The sequence below is a fragment of the Pseudomonas sp. D4-21 genome, assembly GCF_051132125.1.
Taxonomy (GTDB): Bacteria; Pseudomonadota; Gammaproteobacteria; order Pseudomonadales; family Pseudomonadaceae; genus Aquipseudomonas.
In genome coordinates this window covers 4,572,663-4,592,203 of record NZ_CP071664.1, presented here as the reverse complement: position 1 = coordinate 4,592,203, position 19,541 = coordinate 4,572,663, and the positions used below count along the sequence as shown (strand labels likewise).

The window sequence follows — 19,541 nt, the reverse complement described above, 5'->3', positions numbered from 1 at the left end:
ACCGCAGGTGCCCTAGCAGGGCAACCCTTGTTTGCAAGCCTGCGCCACGCCGCGGCGCTGCTTCGACTCGATGGTTTGCCTGAGGCTCCGGTCGTTTTCGGGGCGCACTGGCATGTTGAGCAGCAACACCTTTTCGCCGGGTGAAGCTTCGCCAGTATCCAGAACTTCGTAGTGCCAACCCGCCCGCAGAACGATGCGAGACATGGCTTGGCTGACCACCGTTATGATCGAACCCAGGCCCTGCCGGGCGGCATGTTCGTGCATGGCCAACAGCAACATTTCGGTAAGCGGTAGTTGGTTCAAACCCATGGCGCGAGAACGGGTTTTATCCACAAAGAAACGACTGGATTCGGCCATCGAATTGTGTTTTGGAACTTCGCACTTGAAGAAGTTTCGGAATGGACCTTCGACCATGTAAGGGTTCAGCGTATTGATCAGGCGCAAACTAGCCAGCGCTTGCCCCGCACACAGACCGACGAGATAGGTTGCATTGGCATTGTCATATTCGTCAATTTCCCTTCCGTGCTGAATCGTGACGCGCCAGTCAAGCCGGTCCGCAAAAACTTCTTTTCTCAAACCGTACAGGTCACTCAATAGCTCTTCTGAGGCATCGGAATAATTGATGGCATGAAAGCTGACGTTGTCCATGTCCTGCAATGTCCTTGGGTATTTATGCTGAATTATCGTGCGCGCCGAGCATGGCGGCATGAACCAGGAAAAGCAACTGTACCTAGATACAGGAATGCAAATGCCAAGCTGCACCCAAGTACAGTTGTTCGACAATGAAACAATGCTAACTATAGATCAGGGTTTATCTACGGCGCCGTGAGCCGGCCAGCGAGATGAACATACTCAGTACCTATAGGAATAATAATATGAGCGTCTTGACCCGCCTGGATGATAAAGAAGATATCACCCAACATGAAATTTCTGCCTTGAAAACACGCTTCAATCTCGCCGACGCCCATACGCATCAGGACCAAAGCGTCACCCAGCGAGAGATTGTCAGCCGTCTGCCCGAACTCTGGTATCGCGCCCAAGGCCAGAGCCAATATCAGAGCGAGCAGGAATTTATCCAGGCGTTCTTCACGTTCCATGGTCAAGAGCATGCGCTCAAGCGACATGATGAAATCTATCTGGTCTACGCGGCCTCCATTGCGATGCACATCACCGCGACCTATCTGCGCAAACGCAACATGAGCGTGGGTTTGATCGAACCTTGTTTCGACAACTTGCATGACCTGCTCAAGCACATGGAAGTGCCGTTGACTCCACTGGACGAAGCCCTTTTGCAGTCGTCTACGAGTGTCTATGCAAAGCTTCAAGCCGCGGCGGCAAACGTCGATGCGATTTTCCTGGTGGATCCCAACAACCCGACCGGTACCAGCATGTTTGCCGACGGCGCCGACACCTTTGTCGAAGTGGCGCGTTACTGCAAGGATCACCGCAAGTTGTTGATTCTGGATTTTTGCTTCGCCGCGTTTTTCAAAGCTTCAGGGGGTAGCCGCCTCGATGCCTATGCCATTTTGGATGACATCGGTACCGAGTACATCATCATGGAAGACACAGGAAAAACCTGGCCGCTGCAAGACACCAAGTGCGCGACGATCATGTCCAGCCGGGCCATCAACGCTGACATCTACAGCATCGTCACCAGCGTATTGCTGAACGTGTCGCCCTTTATTCTGAATGTCGTGACTCAATATATTCGAGACAGCAACGCTGACGATTTCGAGTCGGTACGTTCGGTACTCGATGTAAACCGCGCGGCCGCCCGAGAACATTTGCACGGCAGTTTCCTGAGTTATTTGACGCCGGCGGTTGAGACCAGTGTTGCCTGGTTCGAAATCCTGCGTGATGGCGTGTCCGCCGATGACTTGCAGGCGTACCTGATGGCCTATGAGGTGTACGTCCTGCCGGGCAAATATTTCTATTGGAGCCAACCGCAGGCAGGGCAGAAATACATTCGCCTGGCATTGGCGCGCAAGCCTGAGGAGTTCGAACAGGCGGTCAGGACCATCGCCCTGGCACTGGAGAACTATCATGGCTGAAGCCTCCATTGCGGTTATGGACGCCACCGTGTTCATGGGTATGCACCATCGCGACCCTGAGGTAAGGGCGCAATCGCTGGGGTTTTTCAGCGCTTTTTATTCACGTCAGGTGCTGATGAGTTTTGGCCAGATTGGCATATGCGATGCCATTATCTGGAAGAAGAGCCGACACCTGCAGGACGTCTATTACCCGTTCATGGACGTACTTCATACAGACATGAACATCCAGCGCCAGGGCTATAGCAATAAAGTCTTGAAGCGCGCCTGCCTGGAGCCCGACTGGGCGCACTTGAGTGTGGAAAAGAAGATGCTGGTCGCCCATGTGGTCGAGCATCAACAACCGTTCTACACCCATGACGATTCGCTTCGCGATCTGACGTTGCTCAAGCCCTACCTGAAGACGTTTCCCATGGCGTCCTCGCAGTCCGTGTTTCCTGAAAAGCTACAGGGCCTGTACGAGCAGTCGTTGCAGATGACCATCGGACAAGAGGACTTCCAGCATGTCGACTAAGCACATCTACGTACCGTTGATCACGCCTCTTGATGATCAGTCGCGCGTCTGCGAAGCGAGCGTGCGTCGCTTGCTTCATTGTTCACGGCCGTTTGTCGATGGATACATTCCTTGCCTGACTTCCGGCGAGGGCTGGCGGCTGGGTCGGCGGGAGTGGCAGCGCATGCTGGAGCTGACGCTGGCCCACGCACAGGACAAGGCGGTGATAGCCGGTATAGAACGCGCGACGACGGCTGAAGTCGTCGAGTACGCATTGTTGGCGCAAAAGCTTGGGGCCCAGGCGGTCATGTTCACATCGCCTTTTGCTTCAGGCACAAGCCAACAAGACATGATCGAGCATTACCGGGCGGTCCATGATGCGACGTCGCTGGATATCTTCATTTATAACGAGTCAGCGTTATCCGGTAACGAGAAAAGCTTCGAGACCTTGTTCTCGATCGCCCAACTACCGAGAGTCATCGGTATCAAGGACTCACCCTCCCAGCCGCGTGTGCAAAGCGAGATCGAGCGCCTGCGCAACGAGGGGCTCGATTACCTCATTGGCTGGGAAATGCTGCTTGCGCGGGAGCTCGAGTCCGACGGTAATGTGGTGTCCTTGGCCAATCTGGAACCCGGAGTCTGTCGACTGGCAATTGGCGCCCGGCAAACTTCAGTCGGTGAACTAGTGGAAGAGCTCAATGAGCGCTTTGAACTAGGCGCCGACGATTGGTACGCCCAGGTCAAGAAAGAACTCAAGACCCGCGGCATCATCAGCACTGACCGTGTGTTCGCAGAGCAGGAGGCCATGGCATGAGCGACTTGCAGAAAGAACTATTCCTGGCGAATCGGTCATGCATCAAACAGCTCAAACCGTTGGAAAACCATATCCTGGCTTTCGAGCGTGAGTGGATCGAGTCGACTATCCAGAAGACGCGAACCGCCAACCCACCGACCAACCTCGCTGCATTGCGCAAGCAACTGGCTGAACTGGTCGAAATGGAGCGCAGCGTGATCCCGCCCAGCGCAGCCTATGTAAGCGAGCATATGAGCCTTGACGAGTTCAGGATCCTGGTGCAGGAGTTCGCGTTGGATGGTTTGACCGAGGCACAAGTGTTTTATCACCTTATGCCCCGGCTCAGCCTGGCGGCGCAGATGCCGATGTTGCGCATGATGATCGACGAGTTCGGGTCCGGTAACCTGAAGCGCTCCCATACGACGCTGTACATTGATCTGCTTAATGAGTTGGGAATGCCTACCGACCTGGACTTCTACATCGACGTTAACGCCCCGGCTGGTTTCTCGTTTCCCAACATGTTCTGTTGGTTGACGATGAGGGCGGATGATCCGTCGTATTTCGCGGGGGTGATTACTTACTTCGAAACCGTCGTACCGTTCTTTTTTGAATGCTACACGTCCATCTGCTCGCGTTTGCAGATCAAGGCCCATACCTACTATTCCGAGCATGTTCACATCGATGTCTTCCATGCGATTGAAGGCCAGCGCCTGCTCAAGGCAATGGACGTGGCGAGGGACCTGGATCCTGTCAAAGCGTGGGAAGGCATCTGCATGGGACGGGACATCACCAACGCCGCCTTCGATGCCGCTGTCGAACAGGCGAGGCGGCAGAAGTACTTCGACAAGGAGCGCATGTGTGAGCGAGCCATCTGAATTCTATCGCCCAGGCACGTTCGCCATCGTCGTTGACGACCAGCACTTTGAAGTGCCGCACACGTGCCCGCATCGCGCTGGATGGCTGGAACATGGAGTGATCAATGAGCAGCGGAAAAGCATCACCTGCCCGTTGCACTTTTCGGTGTTCAGCCTGGAAACGGGCGAGCAATTAAGTGGGCCGCCTTGCGGGCGTCTTGAGGTGAAGCGCGTGAGTTAGCGCGAACCTTGACGATGCGGTATTACAGTGAGCCGGCGCGTCCTTTGAGGATGCGGCGGTCTCACTCAATCAATGCCTCGCCCGTTATCTTCTCAAGGACGAAGACGCTGGCCGGACCGCCCGCGCCGCGTAGCGCCCAGGTGAGGCGCTGACCGGGTGTCCTTTCCACGGGCTCACCAGCAGCGGGTGTTCATTCGCAATAGATGTGCTTCACTTTTCTTTTTTTGTCGATCACCACAGTGAGGCGAGATTTATCCGGGTGCTTGGCCCGTTCCGAGTGGGTGATCCGCACGCGCTTCACATCCAGTTTTTCCCTGTACTGGGCTTTGGACAAGGCTTTTTGAGCTATACCTCCAGGTTCCAGAATCATCGCCAGCCCGACTTTCTGAATATTGCAGTCCTCGGTCGCCAGCGCCGGGAAACAGGTGCCGGCCAATGTAATAGGCAGGATAAGTGGCAGCGCTCTGATGCAGCTTATCGTTGTATTCACCCTAGGCTCCTGCTCGCGAACCTGTAGCAGGTTAAGAGCCAACGCCGCCGCGCAACTACTGTCAGAGTCGACAGTAGCCAATATCAAATAGAAATATCCAAGCTGCGACCCTGCTGCATGTCGCTATTAAGCGCTCCATGCACAACCCATCGGCACCCAAGGACCTCGCGCCATGAAAGAACAACAACAAACCTTGCTGCAAAACCTGCGGGCCCGTTTTGAACAGAACCCCGACCGCCATCCAAACATCCCATGGGCCGACGTCCAGACGCGGCTCGACAACAACCCCAGCGCCCTTGAAACGCTCCAAGCCATGGAAGCCACCGGCGGCGAGCCCGACGTGATTGGCCTGGACGCGAAGACAGGCTCTATCACCTTTTGCGATTGCGTAAAGGAAAGCCCGACCGGCCGCCGCAGCCTCTGCTACGACCGTGCGGCCCTGGATGCGCGTAAGGAGAACAAACCCAAAGGCAGTGCCCTGGAATTGGCCGAAGCGATGGGCGTGAGCCTGTTGACCGAAGTGCAATACCGGGCATTACAAGCGCTGGGTGAGTTTGATGCCAAGACGTCCAGTTGGTTGGCAACACCTTCGGAAATCCGGGCGCTGGGTGGGGCGTTGTTTGGCGATTTTCGTTATGGCCGGGTGTTCGTTTACCACAATGGGGTGCAGTCGTATTACGCGGCGCGTGGGTTTCGTGGGGTGCTGCAGGTTTAAGACAAACCCATGGCGAGGGAGCTTGCTCGCGCTGGGTTGCGCAGCAGCCCCCGGCGGCATGGCAGGGGAAAACGGTTGGCAGGTTTTGCGACTGCTGCGCAGTCGAGCGGGAGCAAGCTCCCTCGCCACGGAGGTCGCCGCCGCGAAATCGCCTCACTGAAAAGTCAGAACCTCACATCCCTTGGCCTCAAGGATCTGCGCGAAGCCCGGCAACCGCGCCACAAAATCCGTCTCGAACGCCAGATACCGATCCTGCGCCGGCACGTAACGAATCTCAGGCTTGACGCGCGGGATATCCTTGGTCGAAAGCTTCACTACCTCATTGCTGCGTTGATTCCAAAACCATGCCAGGGTCTGGGTGCCGAAGGTGTTGGCGCGATAACGCCACACCCACCAATCACCATGCCCACGGGACACATGAAGCTGTCCATGGAACGTGCGCAGCGTGATCACCTGCTTGGGCTGGGTGACCAGCAGGCGGGTGTCCTGGCGCAGCTCGCTGCCGAAGCCGTCCAACGTCGCCTTCGCCTTGGTGCCGGTGATGAAATTGAAGCGCCACGCCAACAGCACCGTCTCTTGATAACCCGAGTGCTCGACGTTCGGCCGCGCGCCTTCGCTGAACAGCAAAATCTCGTCACCGCCCAGGTACGCGGTCGATGCGCGCAGCTTATAAGCCTCGGCGGGCATTGGCTTGGCGGCGACGGCCTGGTGCGGCGGGTCCTGGTTCCAGACCCAGCAGCCCTTGCCGTTGTGTTGCATGAACAGCAATCGGCGCGGGCCGACGGGCAGGATGGTCAGCTCATCCGAGTCCTCGAAAATCACCTCGCTGCTGTCCGCCGTGGTCCGCCAGATCCTCGTCAGGTGCTTGGGCTCGTAAATGCGCTGGCGCTCGAATATCGTGTCGTCTGCCACAACGCAGGGTTCTTCAAATGCCTGCCACTCCTGGCCGGCAGGTCCGAAGTCCTCGATGGTATCGCCCCGGCGAATCTCATATTTGAACCGATCATCCGCGCTGTAATCGCCGCGTTTGACCTGGCGTCGCCACAGGCTGCGCTGGGCGTTGGCGTCGATCAGCCGCAGGTCCCCGCCATCCACCTCATCGGTGCGTTGTTCGAGCATGTCCAGCTCGACAGGCGGCCACTGGTTGTAGTCGATCAAAAAGCACAACCACCGGTCTTCGTCCTGCTCGGTGATGGCAGCCCAGCCATTGCGGTAGTTGTATTCATGCACGTGAGTGGGGCCGGGGTAGTCATGGACTTCCTGCAGCCAGTTCACCTTGCCGCGCTTGGTCTTGGCCGGTTTGTGTTCGGTCACCATGGTCTTGGGCGGCTCGATCAATCTCGGCGTGAATCTGGGTTCGCCACGTGGGCTTTGCCAATGCTGGGCAAACGCCTCGCGTTGGTCGGAGGGGAAAATAACCGGCCGATAATCATCGCCGCCGGCGTCCAGGTTCCACAGGTCGTAACCCTGGTGCGACAACAGCGCCGCCAGCGCCTCGAAGCAGACCTCGGGCATCTCGTTGGACAGCTCATCCAATAACGTCTCGAACCCCGGGCCGGCAAACACCCCGATGTCGGGGTAGTAATGCTGCAGCAGCCCAAGCAAGTCGCTGCCGGGTGTTTTCCAATCGATATGAACCAACGGATCAAAGGGCGATGGCGTCACGGCTGTCCTCCCGGTGTATTCTCTGCGCCGATCTTAGGCAAATCGACAACCCGTGGCGAGGGCGCAAGGTCCCTCGCCACGGTGTTACAGCAAGCCCCTTTCAAAGCTCTGGAAACTCATCCAGATAACACACCGGTGAGCTCGACTCCGTGCGTTTCTCCACCTCATCCTCCAACCATTGCGCCAGCACCACCGCGTTATTTTCATCCGTCGATTTGGCCGCATACACCAGGGTAAGCGTTCCATCCCGCGCAAGGTCCACCAGCTTCCACCAATGCTCCGGCCGCGCCGCCAATTCCTTGCGATACGCCTCGCGGAACTGCTCGAACGAAACCGCGCCCGCCTTGAACGCCTTGCGCAATGGATGGGAAGGCCCGACCTGCGGCAGCCACTCGGTGATCGCCAAGGCATCCTTGGGGCGGTTACGCGGCCACAAGCGGTCCACCAGCACCCGCACGCCATCCTCGGCGGTGGCGGTTTCGTAGGCGCGTTTGCATCGGATCATCAGGGCCCGCCTGTGGAAACTGGACCGACTGAGCATAGGTCGCCGACGAGGAGGTGACCAGCGAGCCACCCATCGGAAAATTGGAATTCCATCCCCTCATTCAAAAGCCATGGGCGCTCAAGCAAAGGCACTGCCCCCAGCGCGGCGGACATGATGGGCGCAGCACTGTGGGATTTTTCGAGCCGCAATCCGCCCCGGATTCGGTTTCTCCGTTTGATTTGTCGACAGGAACCGTCGGGTCGTCTTGGCGTGACCCGCTGTATCAGGAATGAGTGAACACAATGAATAGAAGTTACCGAGTCGTCTGGAATGCCGTGATGGGCGCATGGCAGGTGGCATCCGAGTTGGTCAAAAGCCAGGGCAAGGACAAAAACCGTCAATCCCTCAACCTCAGGCTGAGCCTCGTCATGGGCGTGGGCGGCAGTGTATTCGCCTCGTTTGCCACGGCGGGGCCTTTGCCGTCCGGCGGCAATATCGTGGCGGGTAACGGTAGCATCCACCAGGGCGGCACGGGCATGGTCATTCATCAGGGCAGCGACAAGCTTGCGATTGACTGGCAGAGCTTCTCCATCGGCAAGGGCAACACCGTCCAGTTCGTCCAGCCTGGCGCGAATTCTGTCGCATTGAACCGGGTATTAGGCTCGGATGTGTCGGTGATCCAGGGCGCGCTGAAAGCCAACGGCCAGGTGTTCCTGGTCAACCCCAACGGCGTATTGTTCACCCCCGGCGCGCAAGTGGATGTGGGCGGTCTGGTGGCCTCCACGCTTAATCTATCCACCGAAGATTTCCTTGCCGGCAATTACCGTTTCAGTGGCGACAGCGCCGCGTCGGTGGTCAACCAGGGCAACATCAACGCAGCGCAAGGCGGCACTGTTGCCCTGATCGCTGCGAAAATCGTCAACGAAGGCAACATCACCGCGCACAAGGGCAACGTGCTGCTGGGCGCCGGCAGCGTCGTGACGCTCGACTTGGGTGGGCCGGTGCAGTTGGAAGTCCAGGAAGGCGCGTTGCAGGCGTTGATTGAAAACGGCGGTGCCATTCGTGCCGATGCCGGGAAAATCCTGCTGACCGCCCGTGCGGCGGAAACCCTGGCGAGCACCGTCATCAACAACACCGGCCTGATCGAAGCCCGCTCCCTGGATGTCGGTGAAAACGGCGTGGTCACGTTGATGGGCGACCGGGGCGACGTACAAGTCGCCGGGCGCATCGATGTGTCTTCCGACACCGCCAAGGGCGGCAAGATCGTCGTGACCGGGGATCGCGTGGCCATCAACGGCGGCGCTGCGCTCGACGCCACCGGCGCCAAGGGCGGCGGCGAGATTTACGTGGGCGGAAGCTGGCAAGGCAAGGACGCTTCGATCAAGCAGGCCAGCCAGACCACTATCGCCGCTGGCGCCGTGCTCGATGCATCGGCCACCGATAACGGCAAAGGCGGCACCGTGGTGGCTTGGTCGGATGTGAAGAAGCCTGGCAGCGTGACGCGCGTGGACGGCACCTTGAAAGCCACCGGCGGCGCCAAGGGCGGTGACGGCGGCAAGATCGAAACCAGCGGCGCCAAGCTGGCGGTGAGCAAAGCCGCCGATGCCTCGGCCAAAAACGGCAAGGGCGGCTTGTGGTTGCTCGATCCGGACAGCGTCACGGTGGGACCGGGCAACGGCGGGTTGACGGGCGGCGCCAACGGGACAGAGGCCACGGTCGGTTTCAACGCGATCGATACGGCCCTGGCCGGCGGCACCGATGTGGCGATCAAAGCCGACAACAGCATCCACTGGAACGGCGACTACACCCCGACGAACATCAGCGGCGATCGGACGCTGACCTTGCAGTCCGGGCACAACGACGTCGGCACGGGCCGCTACGTCTTCGGCAATATCTTCCTCAACGGTGACATCGACGCCAGCGGCGCGGGCAATGGCAACAGTTTGGCGTTGATCTTCAATGGCAAGATGGCGCTCAACACCGACGTCAGCCTGAAGAGCAACGGCGGCAACATCGTGTTTGCCGGCGTGGTGGATTCCGATGCGGTGGCCAACAAGCGCGAGCTGCGCGTGGACGCAGGTTCAGGCTCGATCATCTTCAGCGACATGGTCGGCGGTAACAGCGCCCTGGGCGCCCTGTACGCGACCACCAGTGGCGCCGGCAAGACGTATATCAACGGTGCAAAAGTCTTTACCAGCGGCGAGCAGGTCTACAACGGTGCGGTTGAGATGGGCACCTCGCAGTTCCTGAACGCCGACTTCGAAAACGGCCTGGTCGGCTGGAAGACCTCCATCGACCAGTTCTTCACTGGTGTGACCGTGGTGGAGGGCGTGGTATCTCCCGATGACCCGACGCTGCCAACCACATCGCCGACCAATGGCAACCCGCCGAGCGTTTCGCCTGGCGACCAGGGCGACATGAACTACAAGCCCCTCACACCGGTCGTCGCGGCTGGCCAGGGCCAGGACGGTGGCGCTGCGCTGCTGCTGGGCACCGAGAACAACTCCAACTGCCAGAACGCACCCGCCGGTTGCATCATGCGCGGTCCGTCGGTGGTGAGCGAGGGCACGGTCTCCCTGGCGGCGGGGGAAGCGGTCAGTTTCGATTACAAACCGGTCGCGGGCGGCGATACCTATGACGTCTTCGGCTATCTGTTGAACGTCAACACCGGTGAATACCAGATCATCCTGAACGAAACGGGGAACGGCACGGGCGCGGTGGATTGGAAAAGCCATACGGCGACCGCTGACAAGGCCGGCACGTACAAATTCGTGTTCGTTTCGGGCAGTTTCGACCAGACCGCCGGCAAGCAGGTTGGCGGCTCGCTGTACGTCGACAACATCAAGACCAACACCTCGGGCAGCAAGGGCCTGCAAGGCAGTTCGATTACGTTCAACGGCAGCCTCAACGGCACCGACAACAACCTGGCCATCAAGGCCGACGATATCAACTTCAACGGCGGCGCCGGCAGCGTTACCGGCAATGGCTCCATTGCCCTTGAAACCAACACCCCGAGCAAAAACATTGCCGTGGGCGGCAGCACCGGCGACGCCGCCGGTTCGTTGGAACTGACCGGCACCGACATCAGCGCCCTGGGCGACGGGTTCACTTCCGTCAAGATCGGTGGCGCGGACATGACCGGTGACATCAGCATCATCGAAGCCACCCGCATCAACGACAACCTTATCCTCGATGCCGGCACCGGCGATATCCACATCAATGACCAGTTGACCGTGGCGGACGCACCGGGCACCGGCAACGACGACAACAAACCGGCTCCGGTCCTGGCATTGCAAAGCAATGGCGGCAAGATCGACCAGACCGCTGGCGGCGCCATTGTCGCCGATGGCCTGGTGTTGCTGGGTGACGGCGCCGTCCATGACCTGGACAACGCCGCCAACGACGTCGACACGATTGCCAGCGACACCGGCACCGTCAGCTTTGCCGATGTCGATGACCTGACCGTCGGCGTCGTCACCGTTCCTGACAGCCAGACCCCGGCGAACCCGCAAGGTGTGCCGGTGGCCGGCATGACTCAGACCGGCGACCTGAACCTTATCGCCGACACGCTCACGGTCGGCCAGGCATTGGCGACCCAGGGCAATACGAGCCTGACCGCCGACGAAATCGATCTCGCCGCGAGCGTTGCCGGTGGCGGCAGTCTCACCTTGCAGCAGAAAACCCCAGGCCTGGATATCCACGTGGGCGGCAGTGATGACCCAGAGGTGACCGGGCCAAACGATCCGCTGGTGCTGTCCGACGCTGACCTGGCCAACATCCAGGACGGTTTCGACAAGGTCGTCATCGGCAATGACAAGACCCGCAACATCACCGTCGACGATGAAGGCGCGACGCTCATGGACGACCTGGCGTTGGTCGCCAACGGTGTCCTGAACCTGCTGGGCGATCTGACCCTCCAGGATCCCGAAGGCACCGACGAAGACGGCACGACCGGCAAAGGCCTGACCCTCACCGTCGACGCCGGCAAAGGGGCGACCCAGGCAACGGGGGCGACCATTACCGCAGACGAATTGGCCCTGCGCGGCGAAGGCGATTTCGACCTGGGCAAGGGGAATGACGTGGGCGTGATCGCCGCCGATGTCGGCAGCTTGAAATTCGCCGGCAACGGCAACCTGACGGTTGGCGTCGTGGACGGCACCGTTGGGATTACCTCCGACGAAGCGGTCACCCTGAAAACCGACCACGACCTGTCGCTGGTAAAAGGCATCACCATCGAAAACGGCCCACGGGATGACGCCGGCCAGGGTCAAACCCGCGCCGACGACATCATCACCCTGGAAGTGGCGGGCAACACCACTCAGGCCGGTGACGCCGGGGCCAAGCTCGATGCCAGCGGCCTGGTGCTGCTGGGCGGCAACTACGGCCTGGGCAACAGCGGTAACGTGATCGGCGATATCGCCAGCGATGCGGGCAAGGTCCAGTTCAACAACAACGGGAACCTCAAAGTGGGCTCGCTTACCGCGACCCATGCCGATGGCACGCAAACGACCGTCACCGGTGTGAACAACACTGGCGACGTCAGCATCGCCACCGACGGTGATCTGGCGATCAACGAAGCGCTGGCCACCAGCGGCAACGTGTTCCTCAACGTCGATGGCAAGACCACCCAGGATGCCAACGGCAACATCACCGCTGACGGCCTGGCGCTCAACGGCGGCGACTTCGAGTTGCGCAACAACGGCAACGTGGTGGGCGATATCGCCAGCGAGGCGGGCAAGGTCGCGTTCAACAACACTGGCAACCTGAAGGTCGGCACGCTGACTGAAACCGACGGCAACGGCAACGTGGTCAAGACGACCACCGGGGTGAACAACACCGGCGACGTCAGCATCGGCACCGACGGCGATCTGGCGATCAACGAAGAACTGGTCACCAGCGGCAACGTGTTCCTGAACGTCGATGGCAAGACCACCCAAGATGCCAACGGCAACATCACCGCGGACGGCCTGGCGCTCAACGGCGGCGACTTCGAGTTGCGCAACAACGGCAACGTGGTGGGCGACATCGCCAGCGAGGCGGGCAAGGTCGCGTTCAACAACACTGGCAACCTGAAGGTCGGCACGCTGACTGAAACCGACGGCAACGGCAACGTGGTCAAGTCCACCACCGGCGTGAACAACACCGGCGACGTCAGCATCGGCACCGACGGCGATCTGGCGATCAACGAAGCGCTGGCCACCAACGGCAACGTGTTCCTCAACGTCGATGGCAAGACCACCCAAGATGCCAACGGCACCATCACCGCCGATGGCCTGGCGCTCAAGGGCGGCGATTTTGACCTGCGCAATGCCAGCAACTGGGTCGGCGATATCGCCAGCCGGGCGAAGGACGTCAACTTCGTCAACCGCACGGACGTCACCGTCGGCAGGCTGACCGAGACGGCGCTGGACGGCACCCAGCTGGATCAGATCGTGGGCATCGGCAACACCGGCAAAGTCCAGGTTGTAACGACCACCGGTAATATCACCCTGACCGAGAACGTCAGCACCACCAGCAATGCCGCTGATGCGATCGTGCTCAACGCCGGTCAATCCGCTTCGGCGGGCGTGGCCTCGGGCGGTGACGTGAAAGCCAACGCGGGCGTGACGGTGTCCACCGGCGCGGGTGGCCGGGCGGTGATCTACACCGGCAGCCTCGCCGGCAGCACCGGCGTAGTGGATGTGGTGGGCAGTGGCAGCGGCAACTTCCGCTACAACAGCGACGAGCAGCAGAGCAATTTCGGTCGGGCGCTGGGCAACACCGGGGTTCATGCCGTATACCGCGAGCAACCGACGCTGGTGGTGTCCACGAACGGTACGACCACCCAGACCAAACCATTCGACGGCCAAACCACGTTCAACGGTGGCGGTGCAGCCGGTTTCGACGTCAACGGCCTGCAGAACGGTGACACCAAACAGATGCTCGGCCAGCCGGAGTATTCGATAGGAAACCCAGACCCCGGCACCCACCAGATCAATATCGGTGGGCTGGCTGACCTCGGTTACCTGATCGTCAGCGACCCGGCCAATGGCAACCTCACGGTGACGCAGTCCATCGATATCAGCGCCATCCAGCAGAGCGTCGCCGATGCAACGCGCATCGTCGTGCAAGTGACTTCGCCCCATGCGCCGGAGCTCAATCCGGTCCAGCCGAAACCGACTGATTGGTCCGACGTCGGGGTCGAGGACGGCGGCCTGCTGCTGGTGGATCAGAGCGGCGCGCCGGCAAACGCCAATGGCGGCAACGCTGCGGGCGACGCCCTGGCCCAAGGCGACGGCGATTCGGCTGCCCAGGCCCAGGACGCCGACAGCGAGCGGGAACTGGCCGGGACTGTCTGCGCCGACGGCGGTGTATCGGGTGGGGCCGCCTGTGCGGCCTACCCGCCACAGACTGTTTTCGTCGTGCGCGGCGGTGTGCGCTTGCCGAGCCTGGCCATGCGTCCCTGACCCCTGACACTCACTTTTCCCTTTGAAGGAGCCCCTTGGCCGCGTCCCCGGACGCGGTTATGGGCTCAGGCAACCCGCTTTATTCGAGACATATTCAATGCATAACAAATTGATGTATTGCGCCGCTGGTCTGGCGCTGTTGTCCACTTCCCCGGCCTGGGCGGCGACCCTACCGGCACGCCCGATCCCCGACGCGGGGCGCATCCTGCAAGAACTGCCGATTCCTCAACAGGAACTGCCGCAAAGCATTCGCCTGGACGTCGAGGCGCCGCAACCGGCGCAGGAAAAAGTCGGCGGCGCCAAGGTCCAGCTTAATGCCGTGCGTTTCACCGACAATACCCGTATCGACGAGGCCAGCCTGCAACGCGTCGTCGCGCCGGCCATTGGCAAGTCCCTTGATCTGGACGAGCTGCGGGAAATCGCCCGGCAGGTCACGCTTTACTACCGTGGGCACGGTTACCCGTTTGCACGCGCCTACCTGCCGGCTCAGCGCATGGCCAACGGCGAGCTGACCATCGCGGTGATCGAAGGGCGTTATGGCAAAGTCACTGCCGTCAACGACGATGCAAAACTGGCCGCGCAGGCGCAGCCCTTCTTGGACGACTTGCAGCCGGGCGACGTGATCGAGCGTGACCGCCTGGAGCGCAGCATTCTGGTTCTGTCCGACCTGCCGGGCGTGGCGGTTCGTCCGGTCATCCGCCCGGGTGACGAGCTCGGTACGGGCGACCTCGATGCCCAGGTGAGCAAAACCAAGGCCTTCGAAGGCAAGGCCACGCTGGACAACCACGGCAACCGGTATTCGGGGCGCAATCGCCTGACGGTACAAGGTGACTGGAACAGCCCGATGATGCTGGGCGACCGGCTGAGCGCCGCCGTGATGGCCACCGATGAGGAGCTGTATTTCGGCAGCCTCGGCTACTCGATGCCATTGGGAACCTCTGGCCTGCGCGGCAACGTGGGCTACGCCAAGAGCTCGTATGACTTGGGCGCTGAATTCGCCGACCTGGGTGCGACCGGTACCGCCGAAGTCAGCAGCGTCGGCTTGAGTTATCCGCTCGTACGCAGCAATCAGGCGAACCTCATGTTGGCCGGGCAGTACCAGCACAAGGATCTAGAAGATAAGTACGAAGTACTGGGCCTGAGCTTTGAAAAAAGCAGCGACTCGCTGCCCATCAGCCTGCAGTTCGATGTAAGGGACACCTTGCTCGGCGGCGGCATCACCTACGGCGGCGCGACGCTGACCTACGGTGACTTGAAACTCGATTCCGCCCTGCGCGAGGGCGACCGTCAGACCGCCCAGACCGAAGGTCAATTCAGCAAGGTGAACGTCGACCTTGCCCGCCTGCAAGCGCTGCCCGCCAACTTCACGCTGTTCGCCCGGTTCCTTGGCCAATGGAGCCAGGACAACCTCGATTCGTCCGAAGATTTCAGCCTCGGCGGCATCGATGGGGTGCGGGCTTATCCACAAAGCGAAGCCTCGGGCGACGAAGGCATGCTGACCCAGATCGAGCTTCGCTACCCCATCGACAAGCTGACGCCTTACCTGTTCTGGGACGCCGGCAAAGTGCGCATCAACCACGACGAGTGGGCTGATGAGGAAAACACCCGCAGCATCTCCGGCGGCGGTGTGGGTTTGCGCGCTCAGTACGGCCCGCTCTCGTTCGACGCAACGGTCGCCTGGCGTCACTCCGGCGGTGAAGCGCAAAGCGACACGCGTCAGGAAAACCCACAACTGCTGGCCCAGATTGGTTACCAGTTCTAACCAAACGCCGCTCATTCAAGGTAGTCAACAAACCCGTGGCGAGGGAGCTTGCTCCCGCTGGGCTGCGCAGCAGGCCCTGCAGTTCGGCACAGTTAGTCGACCATATCTCGTTTGTGGCGAGGGGATTTATCCCCTCGCCACATGTCTATGCCCCCAACTACATCCCGCCCCGAACGGCATGACCGTTTATCGTCTGTTGAAAATTTGATAGCTTCAGTTCTCGCCCGCCCTGCCGTTATATCCATTTATTGCCGGCCCGATAGGTGATCTTCCGCCGGCAGTTTCGCGACAGAGAGCTGGCTAAACACAACAAGAGACCTGGCGAATGGACAACGGACGATACGCAAGGCAGGCAGCGACGGCGGAGGGCACGGCGGTGTCCGAGCCCGTGCCGCATATCCTGCTGATCGATGATATCCCCGAAGACATCCGCGCCACGCTCATCCTCTTGAAGGCCCAGCCCTGGCGCATTTCCCTGGCCAGCGACGCCTATCAGGGCTATCAACGGGCACTTGCGCTGCGCCCGGACCTGATCGTCCTGGATGTGCACATGCCACAAATGGACGGCTTCAGCCTGTGCAGGCTCTTGCGCGAGGCACCGGCCACCCGGCATATCCCGATTCTGTTCCTGTCTTCTGCAAATACCTCATTGGAACGATTGGAAGGGCTGACCGTGGGCGCCGTGGACTACATCCCCAAATCCTGCGCCCCCGAAGAAGTGCTGGCGCGCATCAAGATCCACCTGCAGCTGACTTGGCGCGCACCACCGACCGTCCAGGAAAGTCCGGCCGATCCGGAGCCGCAGGGTGATGAAATCGTGCTGCGCGCGGCCATGCGACTGATAGAAAACCAGTTGGACGACATGCCGTCCCTGGGCATGCTCGCGCAAAAAGTCGGCACCCATGAGAAACGCCTCTCCGCCATTTTTCGCGAGCATCTCGGGCTGACCGTGTTCGCCTATATTCGCGACGCGCGATTGCGGCGCGGCCAGGATCTACTGTGCGAAAGCGCCATGAGCGTGCAGGATGTCGCCGAACTGGTGGGCTTTCGCAGCGCCTGCAACTTCACCACGGCCTTCCGCCAGCGAATCGGCATGACGCCCAGCCAGTTTCGCCAGCAAACCCTGGGCATCGTTGAAACCGAGTCGGCCGGGCGCACCTGATGCGGCTTCTTCAGTTTCTATTGCTGACCATTACATTGTTATCCACAGGCCTGCTGCGTGCGGCACCTGTGGATATCTGCCGCGCCGACTCTCTGAACCTGATGTCCGTCGTGCGGATTCTCGAAGACACCCAGGCACGCCTGAGCCTGGCAGAAGTCGCTCGGCTGCCAGACACGCAGTTCAAAGCCGCCACCCCAAGCTGGCCGACGCAGGGCTACAGCCGCTCCGCCTTCTGGTTGAAATTACGGCTGACCAATTCGAGCGATGCGGCGTGTTCGCGCTTGCTGGTGGTCGGGGCGCCGCGCCTGGAAGACATCCGCGTCTACCAACCGGGGTACGAGGCACACGGCGGCGGCGCCTATCCCCTGGCCGAATGGCCTCAACCGGCGGCGCGTCAGCCGGCGTTCCCAGTGTCGTTGGCGGCGGGGCAGAGCACCACGGTGTTCGTCCGGGTGGCGAGCAACTTCCAGATGCTGCTGGAGCCGGAACTGTGGTCCGAACCGGCGCTGCTGCGCAGTCAGCAACAGACGTACCTGAGCGACGGGCTCTCCCTCGGCATTGTCCTGCTGGTCGTGCCGTTCGGCTTTATCGTCGGCTGGATCCTGCGCTCCCGGCTGCTGATGGTGAACGCGGGTGCGGTACTGAGCTACATCCTGCTGACCTGCATCCTCAACGGTTACCTGATCTACTGGCCGTCGGCGCTGGGCTGGATGCGCGAGCTGCTGACCTGCGCCAGCGCGCTCTCGTTCGTACTGTTCCTGGCGTACTTCCGTGTACTGTTGCAGGTGTCCCAGCTGCCCAGGATCATCGGCTGGAGCTATTGGGTGCCGCTGCTAGGTTGTGTCTTCGGCCGACTTTGGTGGTTGAAGATCGATGCGGTCCAGGGCGCGCAGATCGTTCAGGTCTTCCTGATGAGTTTCTACGGCGTGTTGTTCGCTACGTTATTCATGGCGTGGCGCAGGCGGCTGAGCTACAGCTGGATGGCATGGCTGGTGCCCGGGCTCTTGGTGGGGCAACTGCTGATGCGGATTTTCTTCCCCCAGGAACAATTGCCCTGGCAGTCGCCGGAAAGCAAGTACAGCCTGTCTTCCACCTTGGCAGGCGTGGTGTTGCTGGTGTGCACCTTGATCATGGAAGTGGCCCGCAGCCGCAACCGGGAAAAGCACGCGCTGTCGACCCTCGAACAGCAACGCCAGGCAGAGCACGAGCGCCTGGAAAGCACCGTGGCCCTGCGCACCTCGCAGCTGCGCGACTCCCTCGCGGCTCGCAGCGCATTGATGGCGCGGATCAGCCACGACCTGCGCTCGCCACTGGTGCGCATCATCGACTATGCGCGCCTGCTACACGGCGGGCCGAATCGCGACTACCCGGCGACGATCGAGCGCAACGCCCGTCAACAACTGGAGCTGATCGACGAGATGCTCGAGTTCTCCCAGGGCGAGCTGGAGCAGATGCAACTGACCCTCGCGCCGGGCTATCTGTACGGCTTTCTCCAGGAAATCGCCGACGAGGCGGGCTTTCTCGCCGCGCGCCAGGGCAACAGCTTCAACGCGGTAATGGCCCAGGACCTGCCGCCCCTGGTGGAGGCCGACTTCAAGCGGCTTCGGCAGGTGTTGATGAACCTTCTGGCGAACGCGGCGAAGTTCACCCGCAACGGCCAGATCCGTTTCGAAGTGGGCTGTTGTCCGGGAGCAACCGCTGACACCGTGGAGCTGCGCTTCAGCGTGATCGACACCGGCATCGGCATCGACCCGCAAGAATTCGAACAACTGCTGCAACCGTTCCGCCGTGGCCGCAACGCCCAACGCTACGAAGGCAGCGGGCTGGGGCTGTCCATCGTCACCCAATTGCTGGAACGCATGGGCAGCCGTCTCGAACCCCAGGCCACGGGGCAGGGCAGCCACTTCAGTTTTCGCCTGCAACTCAAATGCGCCCAAGAAGATGACCTGGAAAACGGCATCGTCGATAACAACATCACGCCGCTCGATGGCCAGGGCAAACACGTGTTGCTGGTGGACGACATCGAACAAAACAGCGAATGGCTCTATGACCTGCTGGCCGGTTACGGTTTCGATGTGAGCATGGCGGCGAGCGGCGAAGATGCCTTGGCTTGCCTGGCGGAACAGCCAATCGACCTGCTGATCAGCGATCAGATGATGCCTGGGATGGACGGTTGGGAACTGCTGCGACACGTGCGTGCCCGTGAGCATGATCTGCCCGTGATGCTTTATTCAGCGGTCCCGCCACACAGGCCGCCGGGTTACCCCGAGGACCTGGCCTTCGACGCTGTGCTGCTCAAGCCCACCGACAGCCGCCAATTGCTGGCGCGGATCAAGACCCTGGTTTGCCCGGACACGGTGCATCGAGCAATGGCCCGGGAGTTCTAGC

The 19,541-nt window shown here is 60.6% G+C and carries 14 protein-coding genes; 10 read left to right on the top strand and 4 right to left on the bottom strand.

The features are described 5' to 3' along the window. Positions 1 to 12: 12 nt before the first annotated feature. Positions 13 to 648 carry an acyl-homoserine-lactone synthase gene (locus J3Q04_RS20605; RefSeq protein ID WP_434609655.1) on the bottom strand — a complete coding sequence of 212 codons (636 nt, stop codon included), beginning with the start codon at positions 646 to 648 and terminating at the stop codon, positions 13 to 15. 227 nt (positions 649 to 875) lie between these two features. Between J3Q04_RS20605 and J3Q04_RS20600 the strand changes: the two genes are divergently transcribed. The 5 genes from J3Q04_RS20600 to J3Q04_RS20580 are packed head-to-tail and all read left to right on the top strand — an operon-like array spanning position 876 to position 4,429. Beyond that, positions 876 to 2,051, top strand: a complete 1,176-nt coding sequence (locus tag J3Q04_RS20600; protein WP_434609657.1) for a pyridoxal phosphate-dependent aminotransferase — start codon at positions 876 to 878, stop codon at positions 2,049 to 2,051. After that, a complete protein-coding gene (locus tag J3Q04_RS20595; protein ID WP_434609660.1) occupies positions 2,044 to 2,562 on the top strand; it encodes a DUF6190 family protein in 519 nt (172 codons plus the stop codon). Before J3Q04_RS20600 ends, J3Q04_RS20595 begins: the two co-directional genes overlap by 8 nt. Continuing rightward, positions 2,552 to 3,355, top strand: a complete 804-nt coding sequence (locus J3Q04_RS20590; protein ID WP_434609662.1) for a dihydrodipicolinate synthase family protein — start codon at positions 2,552 to 2,554, stop codon at positions 3,353 to 3,355. Before J3Q04_RS20595 ends, J3Q04_RS20590 begins: the two co-directional genes overlap by 11 nt. Continuing rightward, positions 3,352 to 4,209: an iron-containing redox enzyme family protein gene (locus J3Q04_RS20585; protein WP_434609664.1), complete on the top strand. Its 858-nt coding sequence runs from the start codon at positions 3,352 to 3,354 to the stop codon at positions 4,207 to 4,209. Before J3Q04_RS20590 ends, J3Q04_RS20585 begins: the two co-directional genes overlap by 4 nt. Continuing rightward, on the top strand, positions 4,193 to 4,429 hold the full coding sequence (locus J3Q04_RS20580) for a Rieske (2Fe-2S) protein (RefSeq protein WP_434609666.1): 237 nt from the start codon (positions 4,193 to 4,195) through the stop codon (positions 4,427 to 4,429). The genes J3Q04_RS20585 and J3Q04_RS20580 overlap by 17 nt, the downstream gene beginning before the upstream one ends. A gap of 190 nt (positions 4,430 to 4,619) precedes the next feature. On the opposite strand, the gene J3Q04_RS20575 is transcribed toward J3Q04_RS20580, so the two are convergent. Then, positions 4,620 to 4,919 carry a hypothetical protein gene (locus J3Q04_RS20575; protein ID WP_420764119.1) on the bottom strand — a complete coding sequence of 100 codons (300 nt, stop codon included), beginning with the start codon at positions 4,917 to 4,919 and terminating at the stop codon, positions 4,620 to 4,622. A 172-nt stretch (positions 4,920 to 5,091) separates the two neighbouring features. On the opposite strand from J3Q04_RS20575, the gene J3Q04_RS20570 reads away from it, so the two are divergent. Further along, complete coding sequence (locus J3Q04_RS20570; RefSeq protein ID WP_434609668.1) at positions 5,092 to 5,634, top strand: DUF4256 domain-containing protein; 543 nt, start codon at positions 5,092 to 5,094, stop codon at positions 5,632 to 5,634. Positions 5,635 to 5,787: 153 nt separating this feature from the next. Here the strand turns inward: J3Q04_RS20570 and J3Q04_RS20565 are convergent, their stop codons facing one another. Both J3Q04_RS20565 and J3Q04_RS20560 read right to left on the bottom strand, forming a co-directional pair. Beyond that, on the bottom strand, positions 5,788 to 7,299 hold the full coding sequence (locus J3Q04_RS20565) for a DUF6630 family protein (protein ID WP_434609670.1): 1,512 nt from the start codon (positions 7,297 to 7,299) through the stop codon (positions 5,788 to 5,790). 100 nt (positions 7,300 to 7,399) lie between these two features. Continuing rightward, on the bottom strand, positions 7,400 to 7,804 hold the full coding sequence (locus J3Q04_RS20560; protein ID WP_434562403.1) for a DUF488 domain-containing protein: 405 nt from the start codon (positions 7,802 to 7,804) through the stop codon (positions 7,400 to 7,402). Positions 7,805 to 8,085: 281 nt separating this feature from the next. On the opposite strand from J3Q04_RS20560, the gene J3Q04_RS20555 reads away from it, so the two are divergent. The 4 genes from J3Q04_RS20555 to J3Q04_RS20540 all read left to right on the top strand — a co-directional run bounded on the left by J3Q04_RS20555 (position 8,086) and on the right by J3Q04_RS20540 (position 19,540). Beyond that, complete coding sequence (locus J3Q04_RS20555) at positions 8,086 to 14,229, top strand: filamentous hemagglutinin N-terminal domain-containing protein (protein WP_434609672.1); 6,144 nt, start codon at positions 8,086 to 8,088, stop codon at positions 14,227 to 14,229. Positions 14,230 to 14,326: 97 nt separating this feature from the next. Further along, positions 14,327 to 15,991, top strand: a complete 1,665-nt coding sequence (locus J3Q04_RS20550) for a ShlB/FhaC/HecB family hemolysin secretion/activation protein (RefSeq protein WP_434609674.1) — start codon at positions 14,327 to 14,329, stop codon at positions 15,989 to 15,991. A gap of 325 nt (positions 15,992 to 16,316) precedes the next feature. Next, positions 16,317 to 17,153 carry a response regulator transcription factor gene (locus J3Q04_RS20545; protein ID WP_420764124.1) on the top strand — a complete coding sequence of 279 codons (837 nt, stop codon included), beginning with the start codon at positions 16,317 to 16,319 and terminating at the stop codon, positions 17,151 to 17,153. Continuing rightward, positions 17,153 to 19,540 carry a 7TM-DISM domain-containing protein gene (locus tag J3Q04_RS20540; protein ID WP_434609677.1) on the top strand — a complete coding sequence of 796 codons (2,388 nt, stop codon included), beginning with the start codon at positions 17,153 to 17,155 and terminating at the stop codon, positions 19,538 to 19,540. The genes J3Q04_RS20545 and J3Q04_RS20540 overlap by 1 nt, the downstream gene beginning before the upstream one ends. Position 19,541: the final 1 nt, after the last annotated feature.